Origin of the sequence: Pseudomonas sp. VI4.1, assembly GCF_002029345.1 — a bacterium.
GTDB lineage: Bacteria > Pseudomonadota > Gammaproteobacteria > Pseudomonadales > Pseudomonadaceae > Aquipseudomonas.
In genome coordinates this window covers 82,481-108,592 of the sequence record NZ_MULM01000185.1, presented here as the reverse complement: position 1 = coordinate 108,592, position 26,112 = coordinate 82,481, and the positions used below count along the sequence as shown (strand labels likewise).

General features: G+C 55.5%; 23 protein-coding genes and 2 pseudogenes. 12 read left to right on the top strand and 13 right to left on the bottom strand.

Annotated elements, in window-relative coordinates:
* Positions 1–489: 489 nt before the first annotated feature.
* Both BZ163_RS33805 and BZ163_RS33795 read right to left on the bottom strand, forming a co-directional pair.
* Positions 490–1,103 (bottom strand): annotated as a pseudogene (locus BZ163_RS33805) (transposase); the annotation flags it as partial.
* A gap of 204 nt (positions 1,104–1,307) precedes the next feature.
* The gene (locus BZ163_RS33795; protein WP_128874575.1) at positions 1,308–1,535 is read right to left on the bottom strand and encodes a BPSL0761 family protein; all 228 of its coding nucleotides are present in this window, start codon (positions 1,533–1,535) and stop codon (positions 1,308–1,310) included.
* Positions 1,536–2,215: 680 nt separating this feature from the next.
* Between BZ163_RS33795 and BZ163_RS36225 the strand changes: the two genes are divergently transcribed.
* Positions 2,216–2,347, top strand: coding sequence for a hypothetical protein (locus BZ163_RS36225; RefSeq protein WP_256579194.1), 132 nt, complete (start codon positions 2,216–2,218; stop codon positions 2,345–2,347).
* Positions 2,348–2,545: 198 nt separating this feature from the next.
* Here the strand turns inward: BZ163_RS36225 and BZ163_RS33790 are convergent, their stop codons facing one another.
* The 6 genes from BZ163_RS33790 to BZ163_RS33765 all read right to left on the bottom strand — a co-directional run bounded on the left by BZ163_RS33790 (position 2,546) and on the right by BZ163_RS33765 (position 10,481).
* Positions 2,546–3,238: a hypothetical protein gene (locus tag BZ163_RS33790; protein WP_128874574.1), complete on the bottom strand. Its 693-nt coding sequence runs from the start codon at positions 3,236–3,238 to the stop codon at positions 2,546–2,548.
* 111 nt (positions 3,239–3,349) lie between these two features.
* Positions 3,350–4,375: a YaaC family protein gene (locus BZ163_RS33785; protein ID WP_128874573.1), complete on the bottom strand. Its 1,026-nt coding sequence runs from the start codon at positions 4,373–4,375 to the stop codon at positions 3,350–3,352.
* An 84-nt stretch (positions 4,376–4,459) separates the two neighbouring features.
* Positions 4,460–4,645 carry a gamma-mobile-trio protein GmtX gene (gmtX, locus tag BZ163_RS36220; protein ID WP_256579198.1) on the bottom strand — a complete coding sequence of 62 codons (186 nt, stop codon included), beginning with the start codon at positions 4,643–4,645 and terminating at the stop codon, positions 4,460–4,462.
* A gap of 121 nt (positions 4,646–4,766) precedes the next feature.
* Positions 4,767–4,964, bottom strand: a complete 198-nt coding sequence (locus tag BZ163_RS33775) for a hypothetical protein (protein ID WP_128874572.1) — start codon at positions 4,962–4,964, stop codon at positions 4,767–4,769.
* Positions 4,965–5,206: 242 nt separating this feature from the next.
* Positions 5,207–8,887, bottom strand: coding sequence for an SIR2 family protein (locus BZ163_RS33770; RefSeq protein ID WP_256579193.1), 3,681 nt, complete (start codon positions 8,885–8,887; stop codon positions 5,207–5,209).
* A 181-nt stretch (positions 8,888–9,068) separates the two neighbouring features.
* Entirely contained in the window at positions 9,069–10,481 is a 1,413-nt protein-coding gene (locus BZ163_RS33765) for a hypothetical protein (protein ID WP_128874571.1), read from the bottom strand.
* Between the two features lie 109 nt (positions 10,482–10,590).
* Here BZ163_RS33765 and BZ163_RS33760 point away from each other — a divergent pair, with 109 nt between their 5' ends.
* Positions 10,591–10,875 carry a hypothetical protein gene (locus tag BZ163_RS33760; RefSeq protein WP_128874570.1) on the top strand — a complete coding sequence of 95 codons (285 nt, stop codon included), beginning with the start codon at positions 10,591–10,593 and terminating at the stop codon, positions 10,873–10,875.
* 542 nt (positions 10,876–11,417) lie between these two features.
* Here BZ163_RS33760 and BZ163_RS35000 read toward each other — a convergent pair.
* Positions 11,418–11,570, bottom strand: coding sequence for a hypothetical protein (locus tag BZ163_RS35000; RefSeq protein WP_168187440.1), 153 nt, complete (start codon positions 11,568–11,570; stop codon positions 11,418–11,420).
* 776 nt (positions 11,571–12,346) lie between these two features.
* Between BZ163_RS35000 and BZ163_RS33750 the strand changes: the two genes are divergently transcribed.
* From BZ163_RS33750 to BZ163_RS33725, 7 genes are all read left to right on the top strand, one after another.
* On the top strand, positions 12,347–12,598 hold the full coding sequence (locus tag BZ163_RS33750) for an AbrB/MazE/SpoVT family DNA-binding domain-containing protein (RefSeq protein ID WP_128874568.1): 252 nt from the start codon (positions 12,347–12,349) through the stop codon (positions 12,596–12,598).
* Positions 12,598–12,768, top strand: coding sequence for a hypothetical protein (locus tag BZ163_RS34995; RefSeq protein WP_168187439.1), 171 nt, complete (start codon positions 12,598–12,600; stop codon positions 12,766–12,768). Before BZ163_RS33750 ends, BZ163_RS34995 begins: the two co-directional genes overlap by 1 nt.
* 317 nt (positions 12,769–13,085) lie before the next feature.
* Positions 13,086–13,988 (top strand): LysR family transcriptional regulator, encoded by a 903-nt coding sequence (locus BZ163_RS33745; RefSeq protein WP_128874567.1) that lies wholly within the window; start codon positions 13,086–13,088, stop codon positions 13,986–13,988.
* Between the two features lie 131 nt (positions 13,989–14,119).
* On the top strand, positions 14,120–14,746 hold the full coding sequence (locus BZ163_RS33740; RefSeq protein WP_128874566.1) for a glutathione S-transferase family protein: 627 nt from the start codon (positions 14,120–14,122) through the stop codon (positions 14,744–14,746).
* A 61-nt stretch (positions 14,747–14,807) separates the two neighbouring features.
* Positions 14,808–16,838 (top strand): pyridoxamine 5'-phosphate oxidase family protein, encoded by a 2,031-nt coding sequence (locus tag BZ163_RS33735; RefSeq protein ID WP_128874565.1) that lies wholly within the window; start codon positions 14,808–14,810, stop codon positions 16,836–16,838.
* Positions 16,839–16,950: 112 nt separating this feature from the next.
* Positions 16,951–18,147, top strand: a complete 1,197-nt coding sequence (locus BZ163_RS33730; protein ID WP_128874564.1) for a DUF3142 domain-containing protein — start codon at positions 16,951–16,953, stop codon at positions 18,145–18,147.
* A complete protein-coding gene (locus tag BZ163_RS33725; RefSeq protein WP_128874563.1) occupies positions 18,134–20,266 on the top strand; it encodes a hypothetical protein in 2,133 nt (710 codons plus the stop codon). Before BZ163_RS33730 ends, BZ163_RS33725 begins: the two co-directional genes overlap by 14 nt.
* Here BZ163_RS33725 and BZ163_RS33720 read toward each other — a convergent pair whose 3' ends face one another.
* On the bottom strand, positions 20,267–20,896 hold the full coding sequence (locus tag BZ163_RS33720; protein ID WP_128874562.1) for a LysE family translocator: 630 nt from the start codon (positions 20,894–20,896) through the stop codon (positions 20,267–20,269).
* 144 nt (positions 20,897–21,040) lie between these two features.
* Between BZ163_RS33720 and BZ163_RS33715 the strand changes: the two genes are divergently transcribed.
* Together BZ163_RS33715 and cfaB are read left to right on the top strand one after the other, a co-directional pair.
* Positions 21,041–21,514 carry an Lrp/AsnC family transcriptional regulator gene (locus BZ163_RS33715; protein ID WP_128874561.1) on the top strand — a complete coding sequence of 158 codons (474 nt, stop codon included), beginning with the start codon at positions 21,041–21,043 and terminating at the stop codon, positions 21,512–21,514.
* Between the two features lie 291 nt (positions 21,515–21,805).
* Positions 21,806–22,993, top strand: a complete 1,188-nt coding sequence (gene cfaB, locus BZ163_RS33710) for a C17 cyclopropane fatty acid synthase CfaB (RefSeq protein WP_128874560.1) — start codon at positions 21,806–21,808, stop codon at positions 22,991–22,993.
* Here the strand turns inward: cfaB and cls are convergent.
* Both cls and BZ163_RS36645 read right to left on the bottom strand, forming a co-directional pair.
* Positions 22,990–24,429, bottom strand: a complete 1,440-nt coding sequence (cls, locus tag BZ163_RS33705) for a cardiolipin synthase (protein WP_128874559.1) — start codon at positions 24,427–24,429, stop codon at positions 22,990–22,992. The two genes, cfaB and cls, sit on opposite strands and share 4 nt — an antisense overlap.
* Positions 24,430–24,452: 23 nt before the next feature.
* A pseudogene (locus BZ163_RS36645) lies at positions 24,453–24,533 on the bottom strand (CRISPR-associated DxTHG motif protein); the annotation flags it as partial.
* A 27-nt stretch (positions 24,534–24,560) separates the two neighbouring features.
* On the opposite strand from BZ163_RS36645, the gene BZ163_RS33695 reads away from it, so the two are divergent.
* Positions 24,561–25,082 (top strand): DUF3617 domain-containing protein, encoded by a 522-nt coding sequence (locus tag BZ163_RS33695; protein WP_128874558.1) that lies wholly within the window; start codon positions 24,561–24,563, stop codon positions 25,080–25,082.
* 48 nt (positions 25,083–25,130) lie between these two features.
* On the opposite strand, the gene BZ163_RS33690 is transcribed toward BZ163_RS33695, so the two are convergent.
* Positions 25,131–26,036 carry a His/Gly/Thr/Pro-type tRNA ligase C-terminal domain-containing protein gene (locus tag BZ163_RS33690; protein ID WP_128874557.1) on the bottom strand — a complete coding sequence of 302 codons (906 nt, stop codon included), beginning with the start codon at positions 26,034–26,036 and terminating at the stop codon, positions 25,131–25,133.
* Between the last annotated feature and the right edge of the window lie 76 nt (positions 26,037–26,112).

The window sequence follows — 26,112 nt, the reverse complement described above, 5'->3', positions numbered from 1 at the left end:
CTGAACCGTCACTGCGAATGAACTTGCACCGATCCGCGCCGACCTGCATTCCATTGTCGCCAACCAGCATTAGTGACAACGGTAACCCCTGGCGCACTTGCGCGCCATGTTTGCCAACGAGCGGATTCCGCCGGAATACTTGTCACATTATGAGCCTGATTAATCTGCGCATGTCTTAATTTAAATAGCGGGTTAAATTTTTGACGGCGGAGCTTCCTAACTCCAACTGTCAAATAATCGAACGTATATGTGTCAGGTGAAGAGATGTTGATCGGCTATATGCGGGTGTCCAAAGCGGACGGATCCTGAGGATTCCCACAAATCTACTCCATCACCTGTGCCTGTTGATGTACCTCGTATCACAACGCGCGCTCGAGCCTCTCCAAGGTTTTTCAAGAGTTAGCCGCGTTCGCAACGCCACTATTCCAAACTCAGCCGCCACAACGACAACACATGGCCGATGTTTAAGGCTATTGCTTTGAAAGCGATGGCTTGAGGATCAGTCAGCGCTAGGCGCTTCGGTAGCGTTTCGGCCAGAGCCTTTTCATCGAGCGCCTCAAGATAATCACGCCCGGCGCGGGTGCTCAGGGCCGGATCGCTCTAGTTGACCTATTCATCGCCCGGTACACCGCGCTGTCAGTTGGCATCCACCTTCATGATGCTGGCGTCCACGGCAAAGCCTTCACCTTTGACCAGGCCTGCGTCCATGCAACGGCGCAGCACTTCATTGAACAGCCAGCGAAAGAGATCGCTGTCCCGAAAACGGCCGTGTCGATTTTTGGAAAAGGTCGAATGATTGGGAACTTCATCTTCAAGGCTCAACCGGCTGAACTAGCGATATGCCAGGTTCAAATGGGTCTCTTCGCACAGCTGCCGCTCGGAGCGAATGCCGTAGCAATAGCCCACGATTAGCATGCGGATCATCAGCTCAGGATCAATCGAAGGACGCCCAATTGGGCTGTAAAAATCGGCGAGGTAATGGCGCAAGTCGCTCAGATCGAGACACCGATCGATGCTGCGCAGAGGTGATTGGCTGGGATGTGATTTTCAAGGTTGAACGAGTAAAACAGTCGTTCCTGCCCACTCGATAACTGTCCCATCATGCTGCGTGCTTCCCTGCTTCCCTGCTTCCCTGCTGGCCGATGCGAGGATTTTGCCGCAGGCCAGACAGGGGCGCTACTTTTTCAACAGAATCGGCCGAAGGCCGCCTTTCACGAAAGCCAGCTATCGGGCCACCGAACCCACGGCTATGGGATTGAAGGCGGCCATGGCACACCAGTGTCAGCTCAGTTGCGACCCGAGACCGATCAGATTTCGGTCGAGGAACTAAAGATCGGGCCAATGAGATTGCCGAAACGTTCAGGCTGCTCTTCAAGGAGCCCAGCCTGTTCAAGATCGCTTTTGAGGGGGAAGTGTCTTAGAAGAAATTTTGCATCGTGCCGTATCTTTTCAGAGATAGACGTGTCGCGTGAGAGCTTAATCAGAAAATCGCGAGTCTGCAGCACCGCCCGTGTACGCTCGTGAGGCATAGTCATCTATTTCTCCCCGACTTGCTTTTTTGGTGAGCAAATGTGCGGCAGCCATGTCTACACTGTAAAAGACTGCCATGCAGTTGTTCAAGACTCGTGTTGTGTGGATATTGTTGAGTGTAGAGCAGATAAAGGATCAGTTCTTATTGTCGCGGCACATGTGCTGACCGGCAAGATGATCAAGCGGCCGCTACTGCCCGACAGCATCAATACCTTGTTTGTCCCCAAATCTACGTCGAGGATGGAAAATCGACGATGACCTTCAGCTAATGCCACGCCATGCAGGTCGTGTCACATTTTCACCAAATCAGAGAGCCGGCGGCGATCCTTGGGCTTAGGTACAGAGGAGATCGACTTACTCGTGATTGCCTTCCCCGCAGTACGCGCTATGGCTCGCAAGCGGACAGACCATCCCAGAGAGCGGCCAAACCAGCCCCGAGTGGGACGAGGCCAATCGAAACTTGGCCAGTCAGAGTGCGGGATAGCGATTACTCAGGAAGTAGCTAGGCAGGTATGCCCGCAGGGAAGCGGGAAACAAGGATAAAGGCTGATAAGGAGTTCACTAGCAGAAGGAAATGCAAGCTACAGTGTCAGGTGTACCCGTGATCATGTGCCCGTGCTGAGCGGGTAGCTACACGGTGATGGTTTGCAAAGGCATGTACATATCAATTGAAGGAGCTAGCCATATGAGTATCAAACCTGGACCAAAACCGATAGCTGATTCGACTGGCAAAAAAGACCAGCGTCGTAGTGTTACCCCCGAGAACAAACCGAAACATCCCGATCTAGACGTACATAAGCACAAAAAAGGTAAGTGACCTGTAAAAGCCCCGCCCTGAAAGACTTATACCCTAAAGGTACATAGTTTTTGAGAGGGGACCGTAGAGCTCACCGTTGTCGGCATTCGACCATCATAGCCTTACGATGTAGAAATACATCGTAAGGCATCGCAACTCCTAAGCGGCGGCGGTGATGCCGGTACTTCTTCAGTTGCCTTTACCCTTGATCGTTGACGTCTACCCCCTAGGACCGTAAATCCAATCGAAGCACGCTTGATCGAACCACGTAGCGAAGTGCTCGACCTCAGCGAGGACTGTATTGAGTTTATCGGCGTCGACGTGCAGTGTGGGCTCGATCATCCACATTGAATCCACATCCAAACCACTGGTCTCTATGTGAGCAAGTAAACAGCGTTCATGGTCAGCAAGGAAAAATGGGCTTGGGTGTTTCTTCAGATCCTTCGCCGCATGCGTTGGAGTGATACGCGTCAGACTCCCTGGGTGCTGCGCCCGGTTCCTGGCCAATATGAGCTGCTCAAGCATGCCGAGACTCTCACCGCTGTCGTCGAACTGCACACCGATGGAGTTCGAGAACACTGTCCTGTAACCGTGCAACCACCCCTTGCGGAACAACGACTTCCGTTCCTCCGGGTCGATTTTTATCCCGACTTGCTGCTCCCAAGTTTCGAGGTAAACGTGAAGAGCGCCGGCCAGCATCGACAGGCACGAATGACCGAGCACTTGAACGGCATCGGATGCCTCGTTCCACTCGATCTCGTACGGTGGCTCGCCGTCCTCGCTATATGGCGGCTCAAACGGAGGCTCACCCGATTCGATTAAACGCATACGCTCGACAAAGGGGGCAGTGGCATCGCGATACAAGTGCCGGATGAAGCTAACGCGCTGTTTCAGAAACCAAGCGACTTCCATCAGATATCTCCCTGCGATTGAGCGTTTCAGAACGTAACTGAACGATAGGAATTACCCCAACCCCTGATTCAGAACCGCAGCAGTTTTGCGGACGAGACAAATTTAATTGAGTTAGTTTCGGCCCGGCAGCATGAATTCATGCCCTGTAAGCTCAGAAGATATTTCATCTATGAATTGGGCCGATGCCGAGGATATGAACTCTGAGAGTAGCCAGTTATGTTGGCAGTCGAAATGCCGTGAGAGCTTATCGGGCTCGTATCTGGCCATCTCTGACAGTTTATGCATCGCGGCAAATGCTATGGTCATTGAGCTTCTTTGGATTAGGCCATGAATGTTACCTGCGCGCTTCAAGTACCAAAGCCTTTGCGCACCGTTTATATAATAGATATTTTTCCTGAGCTTTGTATGGTAGGTCTTGTATTTTGCCAGATTTTGCGGCGTCTGATTCGGCTTCCAGTTAAACCTGTTAGTTGATCTAATTAGAAAGGCATCCTCGACACTGATATCTCTTTCGAATTTATCAGGTAGCTTGTTTGTAGTGTGACTTGTAGCATATTGCCCTGTGACTTTTGCACAAAACCATGCTTCATTCGTTTTTGCTGATTTAACGATTTTTGGATCTGTCAGTGGTATAAAAAGCTCTGGATCAGAGCTATAGGTCAAATTAAATGCTCGGTGTATGCCTGGTAGGTTGTATAGAAGATCCTTTAAAGCATATGAGCTTTCTTCAGCAGGCTCGCCGAGATGGCGGCACAGTGCCGGAAGTACGCCAGAAGACTTGAACTTTACCTGTTCATTACTAAGGGATGTATGTCCTTTTTTTGTGTAGCCTGATACGCCGTGCTCATCGCTGAACTGGACACCTTTTGCTAACAACAGGGTTTTTGTTGCATTCAAAAAGCAATAGTAAGCAGTGAGAGGGGCAGATGTTTTAGGTAATATTTTGGTAGCATCATAGAAGCTTCTTGCCTGACTCCAGAAAAAACGAGCATCTTTTTTTCCAGCCCGCTTCAGCCACAAATCTACATAATCCCAAGTACTAGTAACCAGGACGGTACTTTCGTTGAAGTGTGGGGTGGTGACTGATTTATGTATGGTTAGATTTTTTCTTTTATATTTTATGTCACGATGCGCCATTACCGTTTCCTTTATATAAGGCTTTGCTATTCTTTTAACCCGCCTAGCAGTTGATACCCTGCTGGAGCTAGTTTGTAGTAAAATTTAATCACCCAGTATTTTACGAATCACTCGGGCAAAGCCCACTTCAAATATTGTCCGGCCTTGATAATTGACAATTTCTCCATGGCAGCCTTCCCGAAGGCTGCGTTCTTCAAGGGATTCGGGCGATATGGCCTTCCGCAAGGCTTCGTGCTCAGATGGGGTCAGCTGCGCAGCAAGGGCGAGCACTGCAACCGGCTGCACTCCAGGTGCCCCCGCAATAGTTGCCCCCCAGGGGACGCCGATCTGTATACACGCGCGCCTTGACTGTCACAAACATGAGATCTGCCCTATCTGCGCATTGCACAAGTTAGAGAGCCCATTCGTGGCCTTCTTCGATGACCTGATGCGTTTCGCCGATCACGATGAGCGCCTTGCCCCGGTGCTCCAAGCAGAAGCTAGATACGAGGTCAGCGTCGACACCAGCTGCGGATATTGTGTCGCTGAGTGTGCCAATCCAGACATAACGATGGGTTTCTAGGCACGCTAGGTAATAGCCGATAGGCATAGCATTACTCCAATCTATGAAGTTGCGAGGCTCCAAACGTGCTGAAGTTATAGAGGACAGATGAAGGCTTAGCAACAAAGCAAAATGGCGGAACAGACGGAAGTCTGACCATTCACTGCAACGGTCGATACTAGACCGACGCTATCCGTCCCATAGCTGCCAGTCATTTATGTCTACAAAATCAGGGGACATTCATAGGTTGCTTTTGACTGAACGCAACAAGCCGACCGTAGTATTTTTCCTTACTCATAGCGAAGAGCCATTTGGTCAAGCCATTGCAACCGCCGATCCAGTTCGATACTTGGCTTGGCTTTGATCATGCGCTCTAGGACCTTGGGTACCCCGTAAAGACTACTGGTGCAGCCCGGTCCGAATAGCGTCCAGAGCAATGTCAAAGTATCACTAGGAAATTTCTCAGGAGCTTCAGACGACTCGATTGCGTAGAGGCTGCCACGACCATGTAGACGCGTTAGATAGGGCAGTAATTGATTTAGAGCCTCAGGAAACGCATCTGCCGACGCAATCGCAAGCTCGGCAAAATGTTGCGTTAGCTCCTTTTCGTAAAGCTCGCGGTCACGCGACCACCTGGCAAGTAAACGACCTATGCTGGTGCGCCATGCCTCTGCTGGGCCGCCCTCAATCTCATGAATCCATTGCGCGAGCAAGCGTACAGCGCCCTCACGCAACGCCGGAGGGCCCTTTTTGAGCGCCAAATCCGTTTGCTCAAGTGATATGCCCCAATGATCGGCGTCTTGTTCTTGGCGAATGATCGATAAGGCTGGTGCCATGATTTTAGCGGCGGCTGCCCTCGAGCTTCGATCCCGGCCTCCGATTTCTGTAACACCCTGCAAGATGTGCTTACAGAATACCCGGGAGGTTGTAGAAGACAGGTTTGCCTGGTTGACTAACACTGAGCGCAGCGCCGCTGCCTCGACAGATTCGCCAGTAAGCGCAGCGTCGAGTAATTCGGTCACAGCTTGCCCATCGATTGATAGAATAAACGCTGCATCGCGTATTAGGACTGCACGCGCGAACACGCCTTGGCGTCCCTCTGTCGAGGCCACAGAAACGATACTCTTCAGCAGTTCCGGCCTAATAAGCGCACCCGCCTGACGGCACCATTCAATGTCAGTCAACAGCGCTTGGGTGAGACGCCCGACTGGCGAATTTATTGCATCTTCAGCAAGTTCGCGGCTCGCATCGAAAGGTTCGCTATCATGATGTACGGCAATGGAAAACAACCGTGGCCACCAATCCGTGAGTGCCTGAGCCGATTGCCTAGGAGTACTGAAGTAAAGGTCCGCTAAGCGGTAGATTATGAGCTTTAAAAAGGATTCGTTCGCAGGCTTAATCACCTCGAAAATACTGATGACAAGTTTGCTGCGGCTTTCATCAGAGTCTCCTTGCGGAAACGAAAGGGAACCGATGAGAGTGCCCCATAGCGGGGCGTTTGAAGCGTCAAGCTCCGCTTGGGCAAGCGTGTCGAAGGCCCCACTCGGGTCAGTCCGGCAATAGACGCTCCATCCCAGTTGCTTTCTTATGTCAGGGCTATGGATGACTTGGAGGGCCACCTCCAGCCTTTCACCATCTCCCGCATCGACGATTGTCTGTGCGTCTCCGATAACTGCCTGAACGCCGTAACTATAGGATCCGAAAAAATCGCGTTCTTCCACATCACGATCCAGATATTCCCGCGCCCTCTTGATAGTGGCTAACTCAGTGGAGCCGCGTCCGGACAGCCTCCCGGCAGCATTGAGCATGTTGAGTCGTAACCACACCTCCGAATCGCGTGCGTGGCCGCGCCAATCAACCTGACCTTCCTCAATTGTGTAATGTTGGTAGTAGGAATTTCCTTCAGTGAGGATGCGCTGTTCGACTTGGGTAACCAGCTCCGCATCAGCGTCGGCCGCACGGTCGCGCAGTACGAGTGCGAGCTCGCGCCGGATATGCCAGAAGACATTCTGTGGGAGCGCTACTAGCCCAGCAATTGCCTCATCTCCGCTGAAAAGCACTTTGTTACGCAGCGCGTGTAGCCATAGCCTGCACCCCAAGAAACCGGGCAGATTACGCCACGTCGTTACCAATGAACGGGTTGTCTCTCTATCCACTTGGGTGGCAGCGGGAAGTAAGCGCGCAAGAAGCTGGACGAGAAAGACAGGTCCTTCATGATGTTCGTTTTGTACGTGCGGCTCTACCGATGGCACTGAGTAGTCGTTTCTATCGAAATGTTCGTCGATTGCATCCAGGTCGACAGCTACTCCAACAACCTCCTGAAGCTTCGCCGTAGCGATTGCGATGATCACATGCGATTGCGGCACTTCGACAAGAGCGTCAACCAGTTCGCTAGCTTCGTCTTGCCCTCGTATGATCCAGCGAGATCCAAAGATATCGGCCAAGCGATTTGGAGAGCTGCCTTCAGACAATTCTCGAGCAGTCAGTTTGAATACGGGGGTAATCAGCCCTACAGCGTGATGAAGATCATTATTCAGTACAACGGATCCGCGAAGGATCTTCAGCATGGCATAGAAGTGAAGATCTATGTCCTTACGAAAGCGCTGCCGACTGGCCGCAAGGAGGCGCCAAGCTCGGTACCACAAGTCTGGTAAATCTTTGCTCTGCTCAACGTTCCTGGCGAGCGCGTCGGAGAACGGCTTGTCGAACTGTTCCAACCATTTTATGGCGACCCTGAACCGATCGACCGATTGTAGGTTTCGGGCAATCCAAGCAGCCAGGATCCAGGCTCCATCTTGGTCACTCCAAACCTTGCGCTCGACCAGAAAATCAAACCAGGCGACATCCTCAATCGATCTGATCGCAATCGACCAAAGGTCTCGGCGCCCTTGAAGTAGCCACAAGATACGATCACGTTCGGCTAGATCAGATGCATCGAAGTTTTTTACCAGGATTGTTTGAGCCCAAGCATGCCTAGTCGTTCGTGGTCGAACAACGAGCTCTGCAAGTTGATCAAGGTCACGCCACAGCGCGCTGTGATCTTGATCCCCATTCGCAGCATCAGTAGTGAATTCGTACGCAATCGGTTCGACTGCCAGTGTGCTCCAGCGAGCGTCTGGTAGCTCTCGCGCCTTGACCGGATCTAACGCATAGACAGGAAGCACATCAGGGAATCGCTGCCGATCAGCTTCGAGAACATTCAGGAAGTAGCGGACCGGTGCGTCGCCCGCGCTATAGCCTATAAGAACAACGGTCTTGCAGCGACACAGGTCGAATAAAAAACGAGATGCCCAACCCGAACGCATGTAGGCATCACCATAATCCGCGCTAGTTACGACGAGCGGCGTCTGCTTTAGACCGATCTGCTCGTCGGCGATACGGCCGTGGAGGTGAATGATCCCACCGAAGTCTGTGCTACCGGGCGATGGCAAGTCTTGGCCAGCAAAGCTTAGCTCCTGCGCCCGCTGGAGACCTTCCACATCCCACAATGCTTTCTCTAGCATTGTGTCAAAATTGGTTGTGATGACAGTCGGGCGGTTATCAAGGCTACGCGATAGCTTGAGAATCGTGTGGTGGTGAGCCAAATCAGCATCTTCTGAGTGCTCCTGCAGTATATTCACTACCGCCCGAGTCACATCGCCTGGATCTACAGTCCGGCGACTTAACGATCCCAACACCTCTTCAAATCTGTAACTTTTGAACGACTCAGCCTCAGATGCATTTTTTTCCAAACCAAGCCGGCCAACGCACTCATCGACTAAACCTGCAAACAATGGCAGCTGGGGCGCGCTTATGCCCGCACCACAAAGAAAAACCACGTCGCCAGTAAGCAAAGCATCAACCAGTTGCTCCGGAAATGCTGGACCTTCGTTCGAAAAGCGAAGACTCAAATTAGCGCTCTCTTTTTCAGAAGTAATGATGCTGCTTAGGACGGGTTCCAGACACATCAGGGAAGAGATGCTCGTCAGCAAACCGCTGTGTCAGCTTATCAGCTACACGCGGTAAATCTCCTCTGATCATGCCTTAAGCAGTCAGATCGACTGACACGCACGGTCAATCGCGCCGCCCCGAAGATTTTTCCATAAAATACGAAATGGCACTCCATTTGACCACTTTGCATTGCACTTGATCAGGCGGCGGAACACTGACAGCTTAGGTATCCTCAAGCCCGAAAATCTCTGGCACGCGGTCAAGAAACTCTCGGCACCACTGGGATCGCTTCCTGCGCAAGGTTTCGGCGGTGTACTGGAAACCATGCTCTTTCACCAAAACCGAAACGTAATCGTCAATTTCAGTTCTGGTTTTAATACCTTTGGGCAGCAGTGCTTCATGTTGATCTCGAAACCGGTACACATTTTCTGCTACAAGCCCTGCTAGACAGAAGAGAAGCGACTTTTTCGACCTTACCACCTTGCGACGCATGCCGTGATTCACGACCAGGTCGCGAAGGCTCACAGGTAGCTTTTCAAGAAATTTTGCAGACGCCTTCACATCAAAACCACGTCGCCGCCAGACCGCATCGAGCCTGATCAGCAACAGCGCCAATTGCCTTTCGATATCGTGCGTTTCATCGTCGAGAGGAACGATCATCACAAGCGAGTCCAACAGCCGCTTACCATATATTTGAACATCGGCTCGTTCCGCATCGACGATGCTGCGTTGAAGAGTTCGGGTCTCTCTGTCTGGCCCGCTGAACATGAGTGCAGAGGCCCGCATAATCCAAATGGTCATATCTTTACGGAAGCTGGCCGCTGGAATTATTGGAATTTTTACGTGGTGATGAGAGAAGCGAGCATCATTGGCTAAGCCGTGGTAGTTAAGATGCGTATACATTTTAAGCGTCTTGAGACTTGTCATTTTTGCCGCGCTAGTTGCAATTTCGCTCCAGGGGTAGCATTGGTCAATCTGAATGTAAATGCTCTGTGCGATCGGTAGCAATTCGGCAGCGATTTCCATCATCTTGATGTGTTGCGTGTCCAGCGCTATTCGTTCCGCCTCTTTTTCATAGCGTGCGACGTCAGCCGTCAGTTCTGCCTCGACGACACGCCCAGGTCGGCTGGCTAGCCCCACGATACATTCGGCTAACGTGGGGACATGAAATGGAAATTGTTCCGCTTCTCCAATTGCACGAATGCTCCTGCGCAACTGTTCCTGCACCTTGCCGCGAATGGCGCGAGCTTCCAAATCTCTCTTAGCCTCTGTTACCAGCGCCGTAACAACCTGAAACGGAGCCTTAGTCTCGCAATGCAAGCGGGGCAGGTCCAAGCCTGAAGGCGTTATCGCCCAGTCATTTAAAAAATATGCGGCTCGCTGCGTCCCAGGCCGCCGACAGGCATGCTGAAGCGCATCGAGAGTTCGCATAACGGCGTATTCCTGATCGCGATCCGTTTTGAAGATTGTTGTGCACTCGGCAACCTTCTCCTGGGCCAACTTAGCCAATTCAAGTAGACGGGTTACCCCATCGTTTTTTCGATGCTGCCAAGTGATCGCAAGCAGCGACTGAAGCTGAGCATCCATCATATCGATAGAAGCCGACTCATAATTGTCATAAATTTTATTTGTCAAGGGTATCTTTACACATCGTAAATCGTTCTATTTTATCCCTCATCCGGTTAGAGCAACATCCTCAGCGGTGGTTAATCACCAACAAACCGAAGCATCTGAGGAACCAATCATGTTTACGAATCTCACCAAAAAAGTTTCCGGTACCGCTGGCGAAGCGCTGGAAATGGCGGCATATCAACGACTGAAAGATCGCTATCGTAATAAAGAGGAAGTGGTGAACGCCATTATCGAAAGCGAGCTTCACGCTGCTGGCGAAACCCTGGAGTCTTTCAATACCTATTTGCGTGTGAAAACCAAGGTCCAGAATGATCAGATCAGTATCGTCAGAGTTGCAAAGGAAGCAGAATCGCTTGCAATTAACTATTTAAAAGCAACCGGCATCACCGGCGCCTAGTCTTCTGGCTCGCGTTCTTACCTGAAGCGACAGTCGCTAGTGCAGCGCTGTGACTGGCCGCTTCGGGTCCAGGCTGTGTGAAAACGTCAGCGCCAAATCGAACAGGGCGTTTCTATGTGAAATCCGTAAATATTTGGTTGGTTGGCAGAGCTGGATTTTGCGTACAGGCGTAATTTTCGCCCCATTTCCGAACGCCCCAAAGGCTCGGCTACGTTTTAACACAGCCTGGGTCGTTCTCTGCCGGTCATGCTTACGAAGGGTGCTGATCAAGTCATTGCAATTACCATAAAGCGCAACACGGCCTTGCATAGAACTGAATTTCGCGTACATCCGATGCTAAAACAGGGTATGGCTTGGACTTTAGCGAATAAAAAATTGCCTCTCAGAGAGGGGTATTTGAGTAGTTACACTCTTGAAAGAACCTAACTATGTATTCCCAAGCGGGGGGAATAATTACATCGCGGGGCTTTTACAACAACATGAGAGTCAAGAGGAGGTCAAAACCTAAATGATGCTCGCTTTTGACGTCTCGGGAACATTCTTCAACTTGCATACGACACTTGTAAAACGGCAATGAACTTTGCGGCAGCCCAATTTTCCGCAGGTGGGTTGCTGGTCAACAGCCAGAGAACAATCAGGGTCAGACCACGATATTGATGTTGCTGAGCGTCAGCTTTTGGGCTGGCCTCGGTCATTCAGACCGGTCGCTTTTGGCCGCTTTCCGCCCGTGCTGACCGGCAGCTAATGGCTGATTGCTCTTTGTAGCGGACGTTTTCATTACGGATTCTCCTTCGACTCTGCAGCCACCAACCGGCACATTTCTCGCCCGTTCTTAGTTATGACGAAATTGTGACCTTGAGCGATCAGCACAAGCAGGCGACGGATTCGACGGCGAGCCTGGCTACAGGTAAAGGTAGTGAGCATGGCCTGGTACCTCGTAAATTTTGGTCTAGAGCATAGCGTTATACAGTCCTCTCCGTCAGCTTTATGGGGATGGTGAACGCGATGCGATCAGGTTGATTTCGTCGTAACTCCGGATCAGGGTGAGGGTGGTGCGTCGGGTCTCGACGACGCACAGCTTTGCCAGGTATCCGATGATCATGAGTAACCGGACGGTACTCCAAGCTTCGTATGGCCGAGCAAGTTTTGCACTGCTCACTTGGAGTGAGATTTATGCTCTGGCTAAGTGGGTCTTGATCCTCGGAAGAAATCAGGACACGGGCGTTGAATTGTGCCAACGCAAGTCACCGCGGCTTTCTGCCCGAGTGATCCTGCTATTCACCACGTAGCTTGGGCGCTGTCTCAAAACGCTCTGAGCCTGATCGACTGAATCCATACCCAGGGGGATAGTATGCGGGTTGACCAATGTTTTCGGGGCACGTTGTGACAAACTATGTTGCAAACAAGCCATCTTGAATTTTTGGCTACCTTACTATGATGTAAGGAATTGGAACTTTGAACGGGAGAGCTTATGACAACTGCAACGTTAACGTCTAAAGGTCAAGTCACCATCCCGGTCCAGATTCGGATAGCACTCGGCCTTAAGGCGGGTGATCGGATTGAGTTTGTGGAACTGGAGCGTGGGAAGTTCGCCATCATGCCTTCCAATCAACCCGTTCAAGCCCTCAAGGGCATGATTCGGAAACCGCTAAATCCGGTGAGCATCGAGGATATGAGTACAGCAATCGCCGCCCGGGGAGCCGCAGTGCGAGGATTGGTCTGATGTCAATAGCCTATTTACGATATGTTGCTCGAGATGATCTTGCGGGGACCAGCAAGGGCACAGCGCTGATTGAGTCGCTTTCTTCGGACTTCCCCAGCTTTAATGCGATGAGGTCCGTTGTCGAAATGGTTTGGGTGCTGGAAATCATCCCTTCGAGCCTGATCGACTGAATCCATACCTCCTGCGTTGTGAAGAACGACTAGAGCGAATGACTATGCCTGATGCTGCCTAGTAGCTGGGACAAACTATGTTGTCGTCAGCGAACCAGTGGATTCGATCGAAACCGAGGCCCGGGACAAACTATGTTTCTGAAGAGGTAGGGGATAGGATGCGGGTTGACCAATGTTTTCGGGGCACCTTGTGACAAACTATGTTGTAGGCAACCATTAGCGCCAAAAAGATCGCACCCTTCGCAGCACTCACAGGAAACACACCTGTAGGCGCTGCCGAAGGCTGCGATTTTTTGATTTTGAAAGGACATACACTTATGGACCGGTTCCAGGAAATGCAGGTCTTCGCCGCCGTCGCCCAGGATCAGGGCTTCTCGGCGGCGGCGCGGCGTTTGGGCATGTCGGCCGCCAGCGTCACCCGAGCGGTGGCGGCGCTGGAAAAACGCATCGGCACGCTGTTGCTCACCCGCACGACCCGTAGCGTGCATTTGAGCGAGGCCGGTCAGCGATATCTGGAAGACTGTCGCAGGATTCTCGCCGAGGTGCAGGAAGCCGAGGACTCGGCGGCAGGCAGCCACGCCCAGCCCCGTGGGCAATTGACGATCACCGCGCCGGTGTTGTTTGGCGAGCTGTTTGTCACGCCAGTGATGGTGGAGTATCTGACCCGGTTCCCTGAAGTCAGCATCAATGGCTTGCTGGTCGACCGGGTGGTGAGCATGGTCGAGGAGGGCGTTGATGTCGCCGTGCGCATCGGTGAGTTGCCCGACAGTCATCAGCACGCGATTCGCGTGGGTGAAGTGCGGCGGGTGATTTGCGGATCGCCAGGGTTTCTGATGGCCCAGGGTCGACCGCAACATCCTCGCGACCTGGCTCAGGCACCGGTTATTGCCACGTCCGCTATCGGTCAGGTGAGAAGCTGGCCGTTTCTTGACGCAGGTGAACCGCTCAGTGTTCGTCCTGAGCCCCGATTGGTGGTGACGGCGAATCAGGCGGCGATCACTGCAGCGTGTCTGGGGCTGGGTTTCACCCGGGTCCTGTCTTATCAGGTCGCAAACAAAGTCGCCGCCGGTGAGTTGGAAATCGTGTTGGCCGACTTCGAATTGCCGCCATTACCCATCCATGTGGTGTACCAGGGCGGGCGCAACGCCCCCGCGCGAGTTCGAAGTTTCGTCGATTTCGCCGTGGAGGCGCTACGCGAACACCCGGCCTTGCAGGGATAAGCAATTATTGCGCTGGTTGAAATAATGGATTGCGTTTGCTGGTGATTCTATTGTTTTGGTTGCGGGTGGAAGATAGCGGGCATCGGCGCTGATCTCTCCCGAACAGCGCCACCCACCCTGCGGAGTCGACCATGCACGCGATCAAACTCTACAACTTCCCCCGTTCCGGCCATGCTCACCGTGTGGAGTTGATGCTGTCCCTGCTGCAACTGCCGACCGAGCTGATCTTTGTCGATCTGGCCAAGGGTGCACACAAGCAGCCGGAGTTCCTGGCGCTCAATGCTTTCGGTCAGGTTCCGGTCATTGATGATCAAGGCGTGGTACTGGCGGACTCCAACGCGATTCTGGTTTATCTGGCGCAAAAGTACGGCAACGGTCGCTGGCTGCCAGTCGACCCGGTCGGTGCTGCCAAGGTGCAGCGCTGGTTGTCGGTGGCCGCCGGGCCGATCGCATTTGGCCCTGCCAGGGCGAGGTTGATCACAGTATTCGGCGCGCCCCACAACGCTGAAGAAGCGATTGCCCGTTCCCATGACGTGCTCAAAGTGATCGATCAGGAACTCGCTCATACGACTTTTCTGGCAGATAGCGAGCCGACCATTGCCGACGTCGCGGCCTATAGCTACATCGCCCATGCACCCGAAGGTAATGTCTCCCTGGAAGACTATGCCAACGTGCGCGCCTGGCTGAAGCGCATCGAAGCCTTGCCCGGTTTTGTCGGCATGCCGCGTACCGTCGCCGGCCTGCAAACAACCGCCTGATGCTGGCGGCCCGATACAAGGGTCGTTCACGCTGCGTCGATGGCGCAGGGGAGAAGCCGTTATGAACCGTTCGCCTTGGCATGCTGGCGAGAAACAGTTGCAGGCTCACGTTGGGGTTGCCGAGCGAATGGACGCGTTCGGTCGCAGGGTGATACGCAACGAGATGCCGGACCAGCACCGTGCGTTCTATCAGCAGTTGCCGTTCATGTTGTACGGCGCGGTGGATGCCGATGGTAAACCCTGGGCCAGCATTATCGAGGGCGAGCCGGGCTTCGCTTATTCGCCCGAGCCCGGTGTGCTGCAATTTCGCCGCCTGCCCGGTGCCGATGATCCTGCGCAATTGAGCGATGGCGCGGCGATCGGCCTACTGGGCATCGAGCTGCACACCCGACGGCGCAACCGCATCAACGGTCGCATTCACTCAATGACAGCCGGCAGTTTCGCTGTGAGCGTGGAACAGTCCTTCGGCAATTGCCCGCAATACATTCAATTGCGGCAGTTTCGCTCGGTGCCGCTGGCGGACCCGTCGACTCGCACCGCCCAGCACCTCGACGGGCTGGATGATGCAGCCCGAGCCATGATCGCGGGGGCCGATACCTTTTTCGTCGCCAGCTATGTGGACGTCGATGGTCAGCGCTCGGTGGACGTTTCGCACCGCGGCGGTCAGTCCGGGTTCGTCCAGGTGGAAGGCAATCGCCTGACCATTCCGGATTTCGCCGGCAATCTATTCTTCAACACCTTGGGCAACCTGCTGCTCAACCCTCGCGCCGGTTTGCTGTTTATCGATTTCAACTCCGGTGATCTGCTGCAGCTCAGCGGGCGCACCGAAATCATCCTTGAAGGCCCGCAAGTCGAAGCTTTTCAAGGTGCGGAGCGCCTCTGGACATTCGACGTGGAAAGCGTGGTCCGGCGCCCGGCAGCATTGGCTTTGCGCTGGCGTTTCGATGGCGTTTCCCCCACCAGCTTGCTGACCGGTACCTGGGAGCAGGCCCGGGCTCGTCTGCAAGCCCAGGCCCTGGGCGATCAATGGCGGCCGTTGCGGGTGGTGCGGATCGAAGCGGAAAGCCACACCATCCGCTCGATCTATCTGCAGCCCGCCGATGGTGCCGGATTCCCGGTGTTTCAGGCCGGGCAACATCTGCCGCTACGATTCACTATTGCTGGCGAGGTGCATATCCGCACCTACAGCCTGTCGAGTGCGCCGTCCGATGATTTTTTGCGCATCAGCGTGAAGCGCGAAGGCCTGGTTTCTTCGTTTTTGCATAAACAGGTTCGTGTGGGTGATTTGCTTGAGGCCCGCGCGCCTCAAGGGCATTTCACCGTGGCACCCCATGAACGCCGGCCGCTGGTGTTGCTGGCGGCGGGGGTCGGTATCACGCCGCTGCTGTCGATGTTGCGCGAGGTGGTTTACCAGGGCCTGCGTACTCGCCACATTCGGCCGACCTGGTTTTTCCAGGGTTCGCGAACCTTGGCCGATCAACCGTTTCGGGCGGAGCTGGATCACTTGCTCGACGATGCAGGTGACGCAGTGAGGGTGTTGCGCCTGCTTAGCCAGCCGGAACCCGAGGTTCACGAGGGCGAGGATTTTGACCTTGTGGGACGGATCGACACGGCGTTGCTCAAGACCGTTCTCGAAGTGGAGGACTACGATCAGCTGGATTTTGTCCTCTGCGGTCCAGGCAGTTTTACCCAGGGGCTATACGACAGCCTGCGGGATCTGGACATCCGTGATGCCAGGATTCACGCCGAAACCTTTGGCCCCTCTACCTTGCGTCGCAAGCCTGATCCTGACGCGGTGGTCATCGATCAACCGCCCGCGGCCACTGCGTCGGTACCCGTGGTGTTCCAGCGCTCGGCCAAAGAGGCCCGCTGGCACCCGAACGGCGGCAGTTTGCTGGAGTTGGCGGAAGGCCGTGGGCTGCGCCCGGAATTCAGCTGTCGCGGCGGTTCCTGCGGCACCTGCAAGACTCGCTTGATCAGCGGCCAGGTCCATTATCCACAGCCGCCGGCAGAGGTGCCGGACGAAGGCCAGGTCCTGATTTGTTGCGCAGTTCCGGCCCAGGGTTTGCAACCTTTGGTGTTGGATATCTGATGAGCCCTGTCAGTGAGCATTTGCCCATCAGCCGGGGCCTCAGTAGGGTAGGGGGCAAGAACGACAAGGGGCCATGAACGGCCCTTTTCGCATTTCAGGGATAAGGCTGTTAATGGTTTTTTTGACTCGATTGATCGTGTTGCTCGCAGCGATGGGATTGCTCAACGGTTGCGAACGACAGGACGCACTGCCACTTGATCAGCAGCTCTACGTCTGGCAACGACAATGGACCCCGGCCCATGAAACCGCCATCAAGGACAGCCGCGCTGACTTCTCGACCCTGCGGGTGTTGGCCTTGCAGGCGTTCCCGCAGGCGGGTTGGAGTCGGGCGCGCATTGATCCGGCGTTGCTCAAAGGTGACGGCAGGCCGTTGATAGCGGTGGTTCGTCTCGATGGCCAGCTCCCATCGCTGGACCAGGACCAGGTCACTGCGCAGATCCAGCAGGTCCTAGGCGACTGGCAAGGGAGAGGGCTGAACCTCGCCGGCGTGGAAATCGACCACGATGCAGGCAATGCTCGATTACCGGCCTATCGGGAATTTCTTGTGCATCTGCGCTCGGTTCTGCCAGCGTCACTGCCATTGAGCATCACTGCCTTGCCCTCCTGGCTCGACAGCCCTGAGTTACCGGCGCTCTTATCCACAGTCGATAGCAGTGTGTTGCAGGTGCACGCGGTCAGTGATCCGCGCAGTGGCTTGTTTGACCCGGATCAGGCCAAAAAGTGGGCCGTAACCTGGAGCCGCATCACTTCGAAACCTTTTTATCTGGCGCTGCCGGCCTATGGCGTGGCGTTGTTGCCTGGGGACAATGGCGCACCGGTCGTGGAAAGCGAAGTGCCCCTCGAGCGGGGCGGAACGCGCCGGGAACTGTTGGCCGATCCGCAGCAACTGAGCCAACTCGGCAGGCAATTGCGCGACGATCCTCCGGCTCATCTGGCCGGATTGATCTGGTTTCGTCTGCCGCTGGCCAACGACCGCAGGGCATGGAGCCTGACCACCTTGCGCGCCGTGGCGCGCGGCGATGCGCTCGACAGTCGCCTGACCCTGAAGCTTTCAGCGAAAGAAGGCCTTTATGACATCAGCCTGGTTAATCAGGGCAATCTCGACAACGCCTGGCCCGAACGCCTGACACTGGCGGTGCAGGGTTGCGACGGCGCCGATGCCCTCGCCGGCTATGCGTTGCAACAGAGCCCGGATCTGCTTACCTTCACGCGCCTGAGTGACGGTCGAATAGCGGCCGGCGGACAGCGCGCCATCGGTTGGGCGCGTTGCGCAAACATTGATCAAGGAGCTTCAAATGTTCACCCGTAACTGGCCCCGTCACTTGCTGTGCCTGAGTCTCGGCCTGCCGCTGGGTTCGGCGCTGGCCTGCGGGCCGGACTTCCCGATGCGCCTGCTGGATAACCGTGGCCAATCGCTGGCGGAGCTGCCGGAAGGTAACTTCAACTTCGAGATCAATCGCCTCGGGCAGGCGCTCGCCGGGCTCAAGAATGTCACGGCCGCCACCCACAATCCGAATGTTGGCTATGGTGATGCGCCCGATCTTGCCGAGCAGCGGGACAACGCAGAGCGGGCCGGTTTGACGGCAGAGCAGCAAGCACGGGTGAAACAGCTGCGCAGCCTGACCGATGCCCGTCAGGTCGAGATTCAAGGCGCGGATTTGCCGGCCGAGCTCAAGCTCTATCTGGCAGGTGCCGTGGCGTTCAATACGGGCGACCGTGGGCTGGCGGTCGAGTACTTCCAGAAGGTCCTGGCATTACCGGTTGATCAGCGAAAGTTGCGTAGCACCTGGGCTGCTTATTCATCAGGTCGGGCATTGTTTGCCATGAGCGCCGAAGCGGACGCGGGTCCCGGGTTGCTGGATCAGTCGCGCAAGGCATTCGAGCACACTCGTCAGCTGAGCATTGATGGCTTCAGCGACCCGCTGGAACTGGGCGTCGCCAGCCTCGGCGAAGAAGCCCGCGTAGCGCGCAGTGGGGGTGACTGGAACCGCGCCATCGAACTCTATGCCACACAAAACCTCCACGGTTCGGCGGTGGGTTACACCTCGCTGAAACTGTTGATGAACGATCTGGCGGCGATGCCTGAAGATCAGCTGGCTCCGTTGCTCAGGGGCAAACCGGTGCAGCAACTGGTAACGGCGTCGTTGATCAGTCGGATGGGCTGGTCATTCGGTGATCAGCCGCCGAACGAATTGAAGCTGATCAAACTGTTGCGCAACAGCACTCGGGGTAGCCTCGACAATGCTGATCGTCTGGCGGCAGTCAACTATCAGCAGGGTGACTACGCCAGTGCCAAGGCATTTCTTGAGCACGCGGGCGATGGCGGTCTGGCGTGGTGGCTGCGGGCGAAACTGGCGATGCGCGATGGCGACAAGACTGCGGCCGCTGCGGCGTACGCCAAGGCTGCCCAAGCCTTCCCGCAGAATGAGTCCTGGGGCGAACGACGCACCCCGGATTGGGATTACGAAACCCTGCAGCCTAAATGCCGGGTCGAGGGTGAAAGCGCGATCCTGGCACTGCAACGTGGGGATTACCTGCAAGCGTTCGATCAGCTCTATCGCAGCCAAGACATTTATTGGTTCGACGCGGCAACGGTTGCCGAGCGGGTGCTGACCCTCGATGAGCTCAAGCAATACGTCGACACCCAAGTGCCGGCGCCACCCGCGTTGACCCGGCAGGAGCGCGATAACTATGTGCCGTTGCCGGTGGCGGCCAAATTGCGCAATTTGCTGGGGCGGCGGTTGCTGCGTGAGCAGCGCTACGACGAAGCGCCGGCGTACTTTGACAACACCGAGTTGCAGGCCAAGGCAAAGTGGTATGGAGCGTTGCGCAACGATGCCGAATCGAAATGGTGGCCTACCAAACGGGCATTCGCGTACTTCCATGCCGCGACACTGGCCCGCTTCGATGGCATGGCGCTGTTGGGCTACGAGATGTCTCCGGATTATGCGACCTTCGATGGCAATTACAGTCTCCAAAGCAGCGAACTCAAGGTCGGTCCGTTAGTGGCTGAAGAGGAAGTCAGACGCCAGCAGGCCAGCGCGGCCCGCCCCGACCTGCGTTATCACTATCGTTATGTCGCCAATGAATTTGCCAGTCGCGCCGCCGATAACTTGCCCCATACCAGCCAGGCATTTGCCGCGGTACTGTGCGCGGCGGCGGGCTGGAATACCGGTGTCGAAGAAAAATCTGCGTTCTATCGACGCTACGTCAAGGAAGGCCCCTATGTCCCCTGGGCCATATTCTTTGGCGAGCGCTGCCCTTATCCGGATTTTCAGAATGCAGACAAACGCTACGTGACCCAGGCTGTGGCGCCCGTCCGTTCAGCGCTACGGCCTTATAAAAAATGGCTGCAAGTGGGCGGCGTGGTGATGTTTACAGCGATCGCCCTGGTACTGATCAATCGTCGCAAGCGCAAGCTGACCTGATCAGGCCTGTTGCACGAACGTCAACCGCACGGCGAATCCGATCAGCAGGCTACCGAACAGCCATTGCTGTAAACGCTGGGCGGATGGACTGCGTTGCAGCCAGCGACCCAGCGCGGCGCCGGTCAGCGCATAAGCGCTGTCGAACAACAAGCCGACGCTGACCAGTACTATGCCCAAGGTCGCAAACTGTGCGAGTACCGGGCCGGCATCAGGATTGATGAATTGCGGCAACAGCACCGAGCAAAACAGCAGCGCCTTGGGGTTAAGCAGATTGGTGAGCAAACCGCGCAGGATTGCTGCGCGCCAATGAGACTTCCCGGAGGCGGCTTGTGCACCATTCAAATTCGGCAGCAGTGTCGTTCGCAGGCACTGAATGCCGATCCACAGTAAATAGGCAGCCCCGACCAGACGGACGACGTCGAAGGTCCAGGGCGCAACTTTGAACAGCGTCGCCAGCCCGAGCGCCGCCAACGCCACATGGCACCCCCGGGCAACTCCCAGGCCCACCGCAGTCGCCAGTGCGGCACCTTTGCCCTGACGGGCACCGGTCTGCAAAAGCAGAATCATGTCCGGGCCCGGCAACAGGTAAACCACCGCCAGCGCCATGAAAAACAGCCAGAGTCCTGCCACTGTGCACCCCATTGGTTGTCGATTCGGTACGCTCAGTCTAGGGCGGAAGGGCAGGGCAGGTGGTTGCGTAGTTTGCTTCTAAATCATCTTGAGTTGGCATAACCTGCCACGGAATAACACGCACACCCTCAGGATCTGCCAAACATGAAACTTGATGCCTACGACCGCAAGATTCTCGCAGCACTGCAACGGGACGGTCGCCTGAGCAATGTACAACTCGCCGACGAGATCGGGCTGTCCGCATCGCCCTGTTTGCGCCGGGTGCGAATGCTCGAAGAAGCCGGAGTTATTCGTGGCTATCAAGCCACTCTTGATCGCGATGAAGTCGGACTGGGACTGACGGTGTTTGTCGGGGTCAAGGTCGAACGCCACAACGATGAACAGGCGGAGTCTTTTCGCTTGGCGGTGACGTCATTGCCCGAGGTGATTTCGGCTTTTCTGGTATCTGGTGAATCAGATTTTTTGCTGCAAGTGGTGGTGCCGGATCTGCGTGCCTATGACCGTTTTCTCACCGGGCGTTTATTGAAGTTGCCAGGTGTGAGTGACATCCGCAGTAACTTTGCCATTCACACGGTCAAGGCGCCGGGTGCTTTGCCGCTTGAGCATCTACCGCTTTAGTCCACGCCGAATGCCTACATCTGCATCGGTGAAGTTGGTTCCACGTGGAACATATGAACCGAAAACTCCGTGGATTCGCGCTGGACTGGCGTGTGTGTATTCGATTAAAAATTTTTTAGAACTGTGCGTGAAGTTTGCAGTCATCTAGGTTGAGGGCATAGCACTGTATGAACGCTCGGCGGCTAGTTGTAGCTCCGTGGGTTATAGACAATCGCTATTAATTCGATAGCCAGCTATTTTTCCAGGATGGTCTACCCTCTCATCAGACGTCTGAAACAAGGGGGGCTCTCCATGCTCGCGCAACTTCCGCCGGCCTTACAGAATCTGCAACTTCCCTTACGCTTGCGACTCTGGGACGGCCATGAGTTCAACCTGGGACCGACGCCCAGCGTCACTATTGTGGTCAAGGACCCACAAATGGTTACCCAGTTCACCCACCCCAGTCTCGACGCGCTAGGAGCGGCGTTTGTCGAAGGCAAACTGGAGCTCGAAGGTTCCATCAGCGACGTGATCCGCGTCTGCGATGAATGGAGTCAGGCGTTATTGGACGAGGACGACAGCAGCCAGCCGGTTCGCACCGTTCACGACAAGGAAACCGACGCTAAAGCGATTTCCTATCACTACGACCTTTCCAATGCCTTTTACCAGCTATGGCTCGACAGCGACATGGCGTATTCCTGCGCCTATTTCGAAACCGGTAGCGAGTCCCTTGAGCAAGCCCAGCAAGCCAAGTTCCGCCACCTGTGTCGCAAGTTGCGGCTGCAGCCCGGCGAGTATTTGCTGGATGTCGGTTGCGGCTGGGGCGGATTGGCGCGGTATGCGGCCCGGGAGTTCGGTGCGAAGGTATTCGGCATTACGCTCAGTAGTGAACAGTTGGCCTTGGCCCGTGAGCGGGTGAGTGCCGAAGGCCTGGACGATCTGATCGAATTACAGCTGTTGGACTACCGCGATTTACCTCAGGACGGGCGTTTCGACAAAGTGGTCAGCGTGGGCATGTTCGAGCACGTCGGTCACGCCAACCTGACCCAATACTGCAAAACCTTGTTCGGCGCGGTGAAGGAGGGCGGCCTGGTTATGAACCACGGGATCACCGCCAAGTACACCGATGGCCGTCCAGTGGGGCGCGGTGCCGGTGATTTCATTGGGAAGTACGTATTCCCCAACGGTGAGCTGCCGCACTTATCGATGATTTCTGCCGAGATCAGCGAAGCAGGGCTGGAGATCGTCGATGTCGAGAGCCTGCGCCTGCATTACGCGCGTACCCTCGACCATTGGAGCGAACGTCTCGAGGACAATCTGGAGGCCGCGGGCAAATTGGTGCCCGAGCAGGCATTGCGAATCTGGCGGCTGTACCTCGCGGGATGCGCCTATGCATTCGCCAGGGGCTGGATCAATTTGCACCAGATCCTGGCGGTGAAAGCTCACGCCGATGGCAGCCATGAACTGCCATGGACCCGCGACGACATTTACAACCCCTAGAGTATGGGGGAGATCAGCCGGGCGATCCGCATGCCGACCTGTTGCAAGCGGCGGGTCTCCCGGCCTTCTTCTTTAGCGATTTCGTGGGCCAGGGCAAAGTCATCATTGAGCATGTGCTCCACTTCCAGGGCAAAAGCGCTGTCCACGGTCAACAGCATCACTTCAAAATTCAGCCGGAAGGAACGGTTGTCCATATTCGCGCTGCCGACGGCGCTGATTTCACTGTCGATCAACACCACTTTCTGATGCAGGAAACCAGGCTCGTAGCGGAACACCCGCACGCCGGCACGCACCGCTTCGAAGGCATACAGGCTGGAGGCGGCGTAGACGATTCGGTGATCCGGTCGCGACGGCAGCAGAATGCGCACATCCACGCCACGCAGCACCGCCAGACGCAATGCGGCGAATACCGCCTCGTCCGGAATGAAATAGGGACTGGTGATCCAGACCCGCTCCGTGGCCGCATGGATAGCTTCGACGAAGAATAACGAACAGGTCTCGTAGGCATCGGCCGGCCCGCTGGCGAGCAATTGGCAGAGCACGCCATCGTCAGGATAAACGTCGGGCAAGATCAGCGGTGGCAGGGAACGGGCTGCCCAGAACCAGTCTTCAGCGAAGGATTCCTGCATGCAGGCCACGACGGGGCCGCGCACTTGCACGTGGGTATCGCGCCACGGGGCCAGAGGCGGTTTCTCTCCCATGTATTCATCACCGACGTTGTGCCCCCCGACGAAGCCCAGGATCCCGTCGACTACCACTATCTTGCGGTGGTTGCGGAAGTTGACCTGGAAGCGGTTGAGCCAACCACTGCGAGTTGCAAACGCTTTGACCTCGACGCCGGCATCGCGCAATGGCTGGACATAGCTGTGGGGCAAGGAGTGGCTGCCAATTCGATCGTACAGCAGATAGACCGCCACGCCTTCGGCGGCTTTTTTCAGCAGCAGCGCGTGCAGACGTTGGCCTAGGCGGTCGTCGTGGATGATGAAAAACTGGATCAGCACGGCTTGCCTGGCGTGGCTGATGGCCTGAAAAATCGCCTCGAAAGTGGCCTGGCCGTTGATCAGCAAGCGCACTTCATTGTTGGCCAGGCATGGCATGCGTCCCAGCTTCGGCATCGCCCTGAGTGACGCGTAGGCGCTGGACGCGCGTGCGGTCAGCGCCTCTTCGACCCAGGGTCGCCAGTTCATCTCGGCGATGGCTTTGCGCATTTCCTCGTTGGCCTGACGCCGGGCCTTGATGTAGCCATCGAAGGTGCTGCGGCCGAAGACCAGATACGGGATAAGCGTCAGGTAGGGAATGAACAGCAATGACAGGGCCCAGGCGATCGAGCCCTGAGCGGTCCGAACGGTCAACACGGCATGGATGGCGGCGATCATGCCTAACGAGTGCAGAAGGGCGATCAGATAACCGAAAACTTGCGGTCCGAAATAATCCATGGGGCAGCCTTGCTCCTGAAGATTCAATACTTAAAAGACCATGTTCCGTGCAGAATGTCGCTAATTAATTGGCCCATGAACCGAAGCCCGTGGCTGACGTCTAACGGCCACTACTGATCAGGAGTTACTCGATGAACGTTCGTCTGCTGAGTTTGGCCGTGGCTTTTGGTTTGGCTCTTCCTGTGGCCGCTCAGGCGCAGATGCTGCAGCCGGGTTTGTGGGAATTAACCTCGAGCAACATGAAAGTCGATAATCAGGACCTGCCAGATCTGCAGTTGATCCTTGGGCAGATACAGAGCCAGATGACCCCTGCACAGCGCGCACAGCTGGAGAAGCAGGGCATCACCATGGGTGGCAAAGGGATACGGTCTTGCCTGACGCCTGAGCAGGTCAAGACAGACAACATTCCGCTGACGGATCCGCAATCGGGCTGCAAACAGGAAATTACCGAGCGTACGGGCAACCAGTGGAAATTCCGCTTCAGCTGTCCAAAAGCGCAGGGTGCAGGCGTTGCCACGTTCCTCAGTGATCGTGAATTCACCACCAAGGTCAATGGCACTTTCAACGCCACCGGGATTCAGCAAAAGGGCAGTCTCGACACTCGCGCCGTGTGGCTGGGGCAGGACTGCGGAACGGTCAAGCCCAGAGCCTGATAAGTTTCGCGAGCAGGTTCGCTCCCACAGGGATTTGTGGGACTCCGCTCAGGCTCTCCCAAGCCCTGTTGATCGCAACCATTTACATACCGCCTCGACCGCCATCCTGCCGAAATCCTCCCCGGTGCGGCTGCGCACACTGACAAACCCGCCTTGCTTTTCTTTCTCGCCGATCACCACCACGTACGGCACATGCTGACTGTGCTCGCGAATCTTATGGCGTACCTTCTCGTTGCGCAGGTCCGCGCTGGCACGCACGCCACTTCGGCGCAATGCTTCGGTCACTGACTGGGCATAATCCAATTGGCGATCATCCATGCTCACGACAATCACATGCGGCGGTGTGCGCCAATGTTCCAGTTCCTGTGGGCACGACCAGCAGGTGCCATATATCCGTTGTGGCGAAGTACCGCTGATATGGTCCAGGGCGAACGCCTGCAACACCTTGGTTGCAGGAACATGCGGTCCCACCGTCACGCATTCGACATTTCCCAGCAGGTACCGCGATGGTGTTTCGCCAGGTGTTGATGGTAATGACGGATCGCGACGGCGGATCGAATGATTGGTCGCCGCCAGCGTCTTCATGCGCGCTTCGATGCTGGCAAGATCAACCAGGGATAAGGGACGCTCGTAAAAAAACTCATAAAAGAAGCCATCACCCAGCGCCGATCCAGTCTGCAACTGGGCACTCGGATAGAGCTGCTTGACCGCCACCGACAGCATCAGCGCGCAGGAACGGCGCAGGATCTCCAGGCCATCGGGCTCTTGCGGTGTGACGATACTGACTCGGGCATCCACTTCGATCATGAATGCACAGTCCACCAGCACACCGTCTACCCGCCCTGCGACAGCCGCTTTGGCCAACCCACCGCCAATGCTCGCAGCAACCTCATACACAGACAACGGCTGGTCGTATTCACGCATTGAACCGTCAGTCAAAGTGATCTGGATCATGGTCAGTGTCTCGAAAGGTTTCGATCACATGCGTTAGCGCATAGACGCTAAAGGCAAACCTGGGTAGCTGTCATTA

Coding starts and splice junctions, on each gene's coding strand:
- BZ163_RS36225 (WP_256579194.1), top strand. CDS start 2,216: ATGAGTATCAAACCTGGACCAAAACCGATAGCTGATTCGACTGGCAAA.
- BZ163_RS33735 (WP_128874565.1), top strand. CDS start 14,808: ATGAACCGTTCGCCTTGGCATGCTGGCGAGAAACAGTTGCAGGCTCAC.
- BZ163_RS33745 (WP_128874567.1), top strand. CDS start 13,086: ATGGACCGGTTCCAGGAAATGCAGGTCTTCGCCGCCGTCGCCCAGGAT.
- BZ163_RS35000 (WP_168187440.1), bottom strand. CDS start 11,570: ATGACCGAGGCCAGCCCAAAAGCTGACGCTCAGCAACATCAATATCGT.
- BZ163_RS33785 (WP_128874573.1), bottom strand. CDS start 4,375: ATGGCGCATCGTGACATAAAATATAAAAGAAAAAATCTAACCATACAT.
- cls (WP_128874559.1), bottom strand. CDS start 24,429: ATGGATTATTTCGGACCGCAAGTTTTCGGTTATCTGATCGCCCTTCTG.
- BZ163_RS33750 (WP_128874568.1), top strand. CDS start 12,347: ATGACAACTGCAACGTTAACGTCTAAAGGTCAAGTCACCATCCCGGTC.
- BZ163_RS33795 (WP_128874575.1), bottom strand. CDS start 1,535: ATGACTATGCCTCACGAGCGTACACGGGCGGTGCTGCAGACTCGCGAT.
- BZ163_RS33695 (WP_128874558.1), top strand. CDS start 24,561: ATGAACGTTCGTCTGCTGAGTTTGGCCGTGGCTTTTGGTTTGGCTCTT.
- BZ163_RS33760 (WP_128874570.1), top strand. CDS start 10,591: ATGTTTACGAATCTCACCAAAAAAGTTTCCGGTACCGCTGGCGAAGCG.
- BZ163_RS33790 (WP_128874574.1), bottom strand. CDS start 3,238: ATGGAAGTCGCTTGGTTTCTGAAACAGCGCGTTAGCTTCATCCGGCAC.
- BZ163_RS33690 (WP_128874557.1), bottom strand. CDS start 26,036: ATGATCCAGATCACTTTGACTGACGGTTCAATGCGTGAATACGACCAG.
- BZ163_RS33740 (WP_128874566.1), top strand. CDS start 14,120: ATGCACGCGATCAAACTCTACAACTTCCCCCGTTCCGGCCATGCTCAC.
- BZ163_RS33730 (WP_128874564.1), top strand. CDS start 16,951: ATGGTTTTTTTGACTCGATTGATCGTGTTGCTCGCAGCGATGGGATTG.
- BZ163_RS33775 (WP_128874572.1), bottom strand. CDS start 4,964: ATGCCTATCGGCTATTACCTAGCGTGCCTAGAAACCCATCGTTATGTC.
- BZ163_RS33715 (WP_128874561.1), top strand. CDS start 21,041: ATGAAACTTGATGCCTACGACCGCAAGATTCTCGCAGCACTGCAACGG.
- BZ163_RS34995 (WP_168187439.1), top strand. CDS start 12,598: ATGTCAATAGCCTATTTACGATATGTTGCTCGAGATGATCTTGCGGGG.
- cfaB (WP_128874560.1), top strand. CDS start 21,806: ATGCTCGCGCAACTTCCGCCGGCCTTACAGAATCTGCAACTTCCCTTA.
- BZ163_RS33725 (WP_128874563.1), top strand. CDS start 18,134: ATGTTCACCCGTAACTGGCCCCGTCACTTGCTGTGCCTGAGTCTCGGC.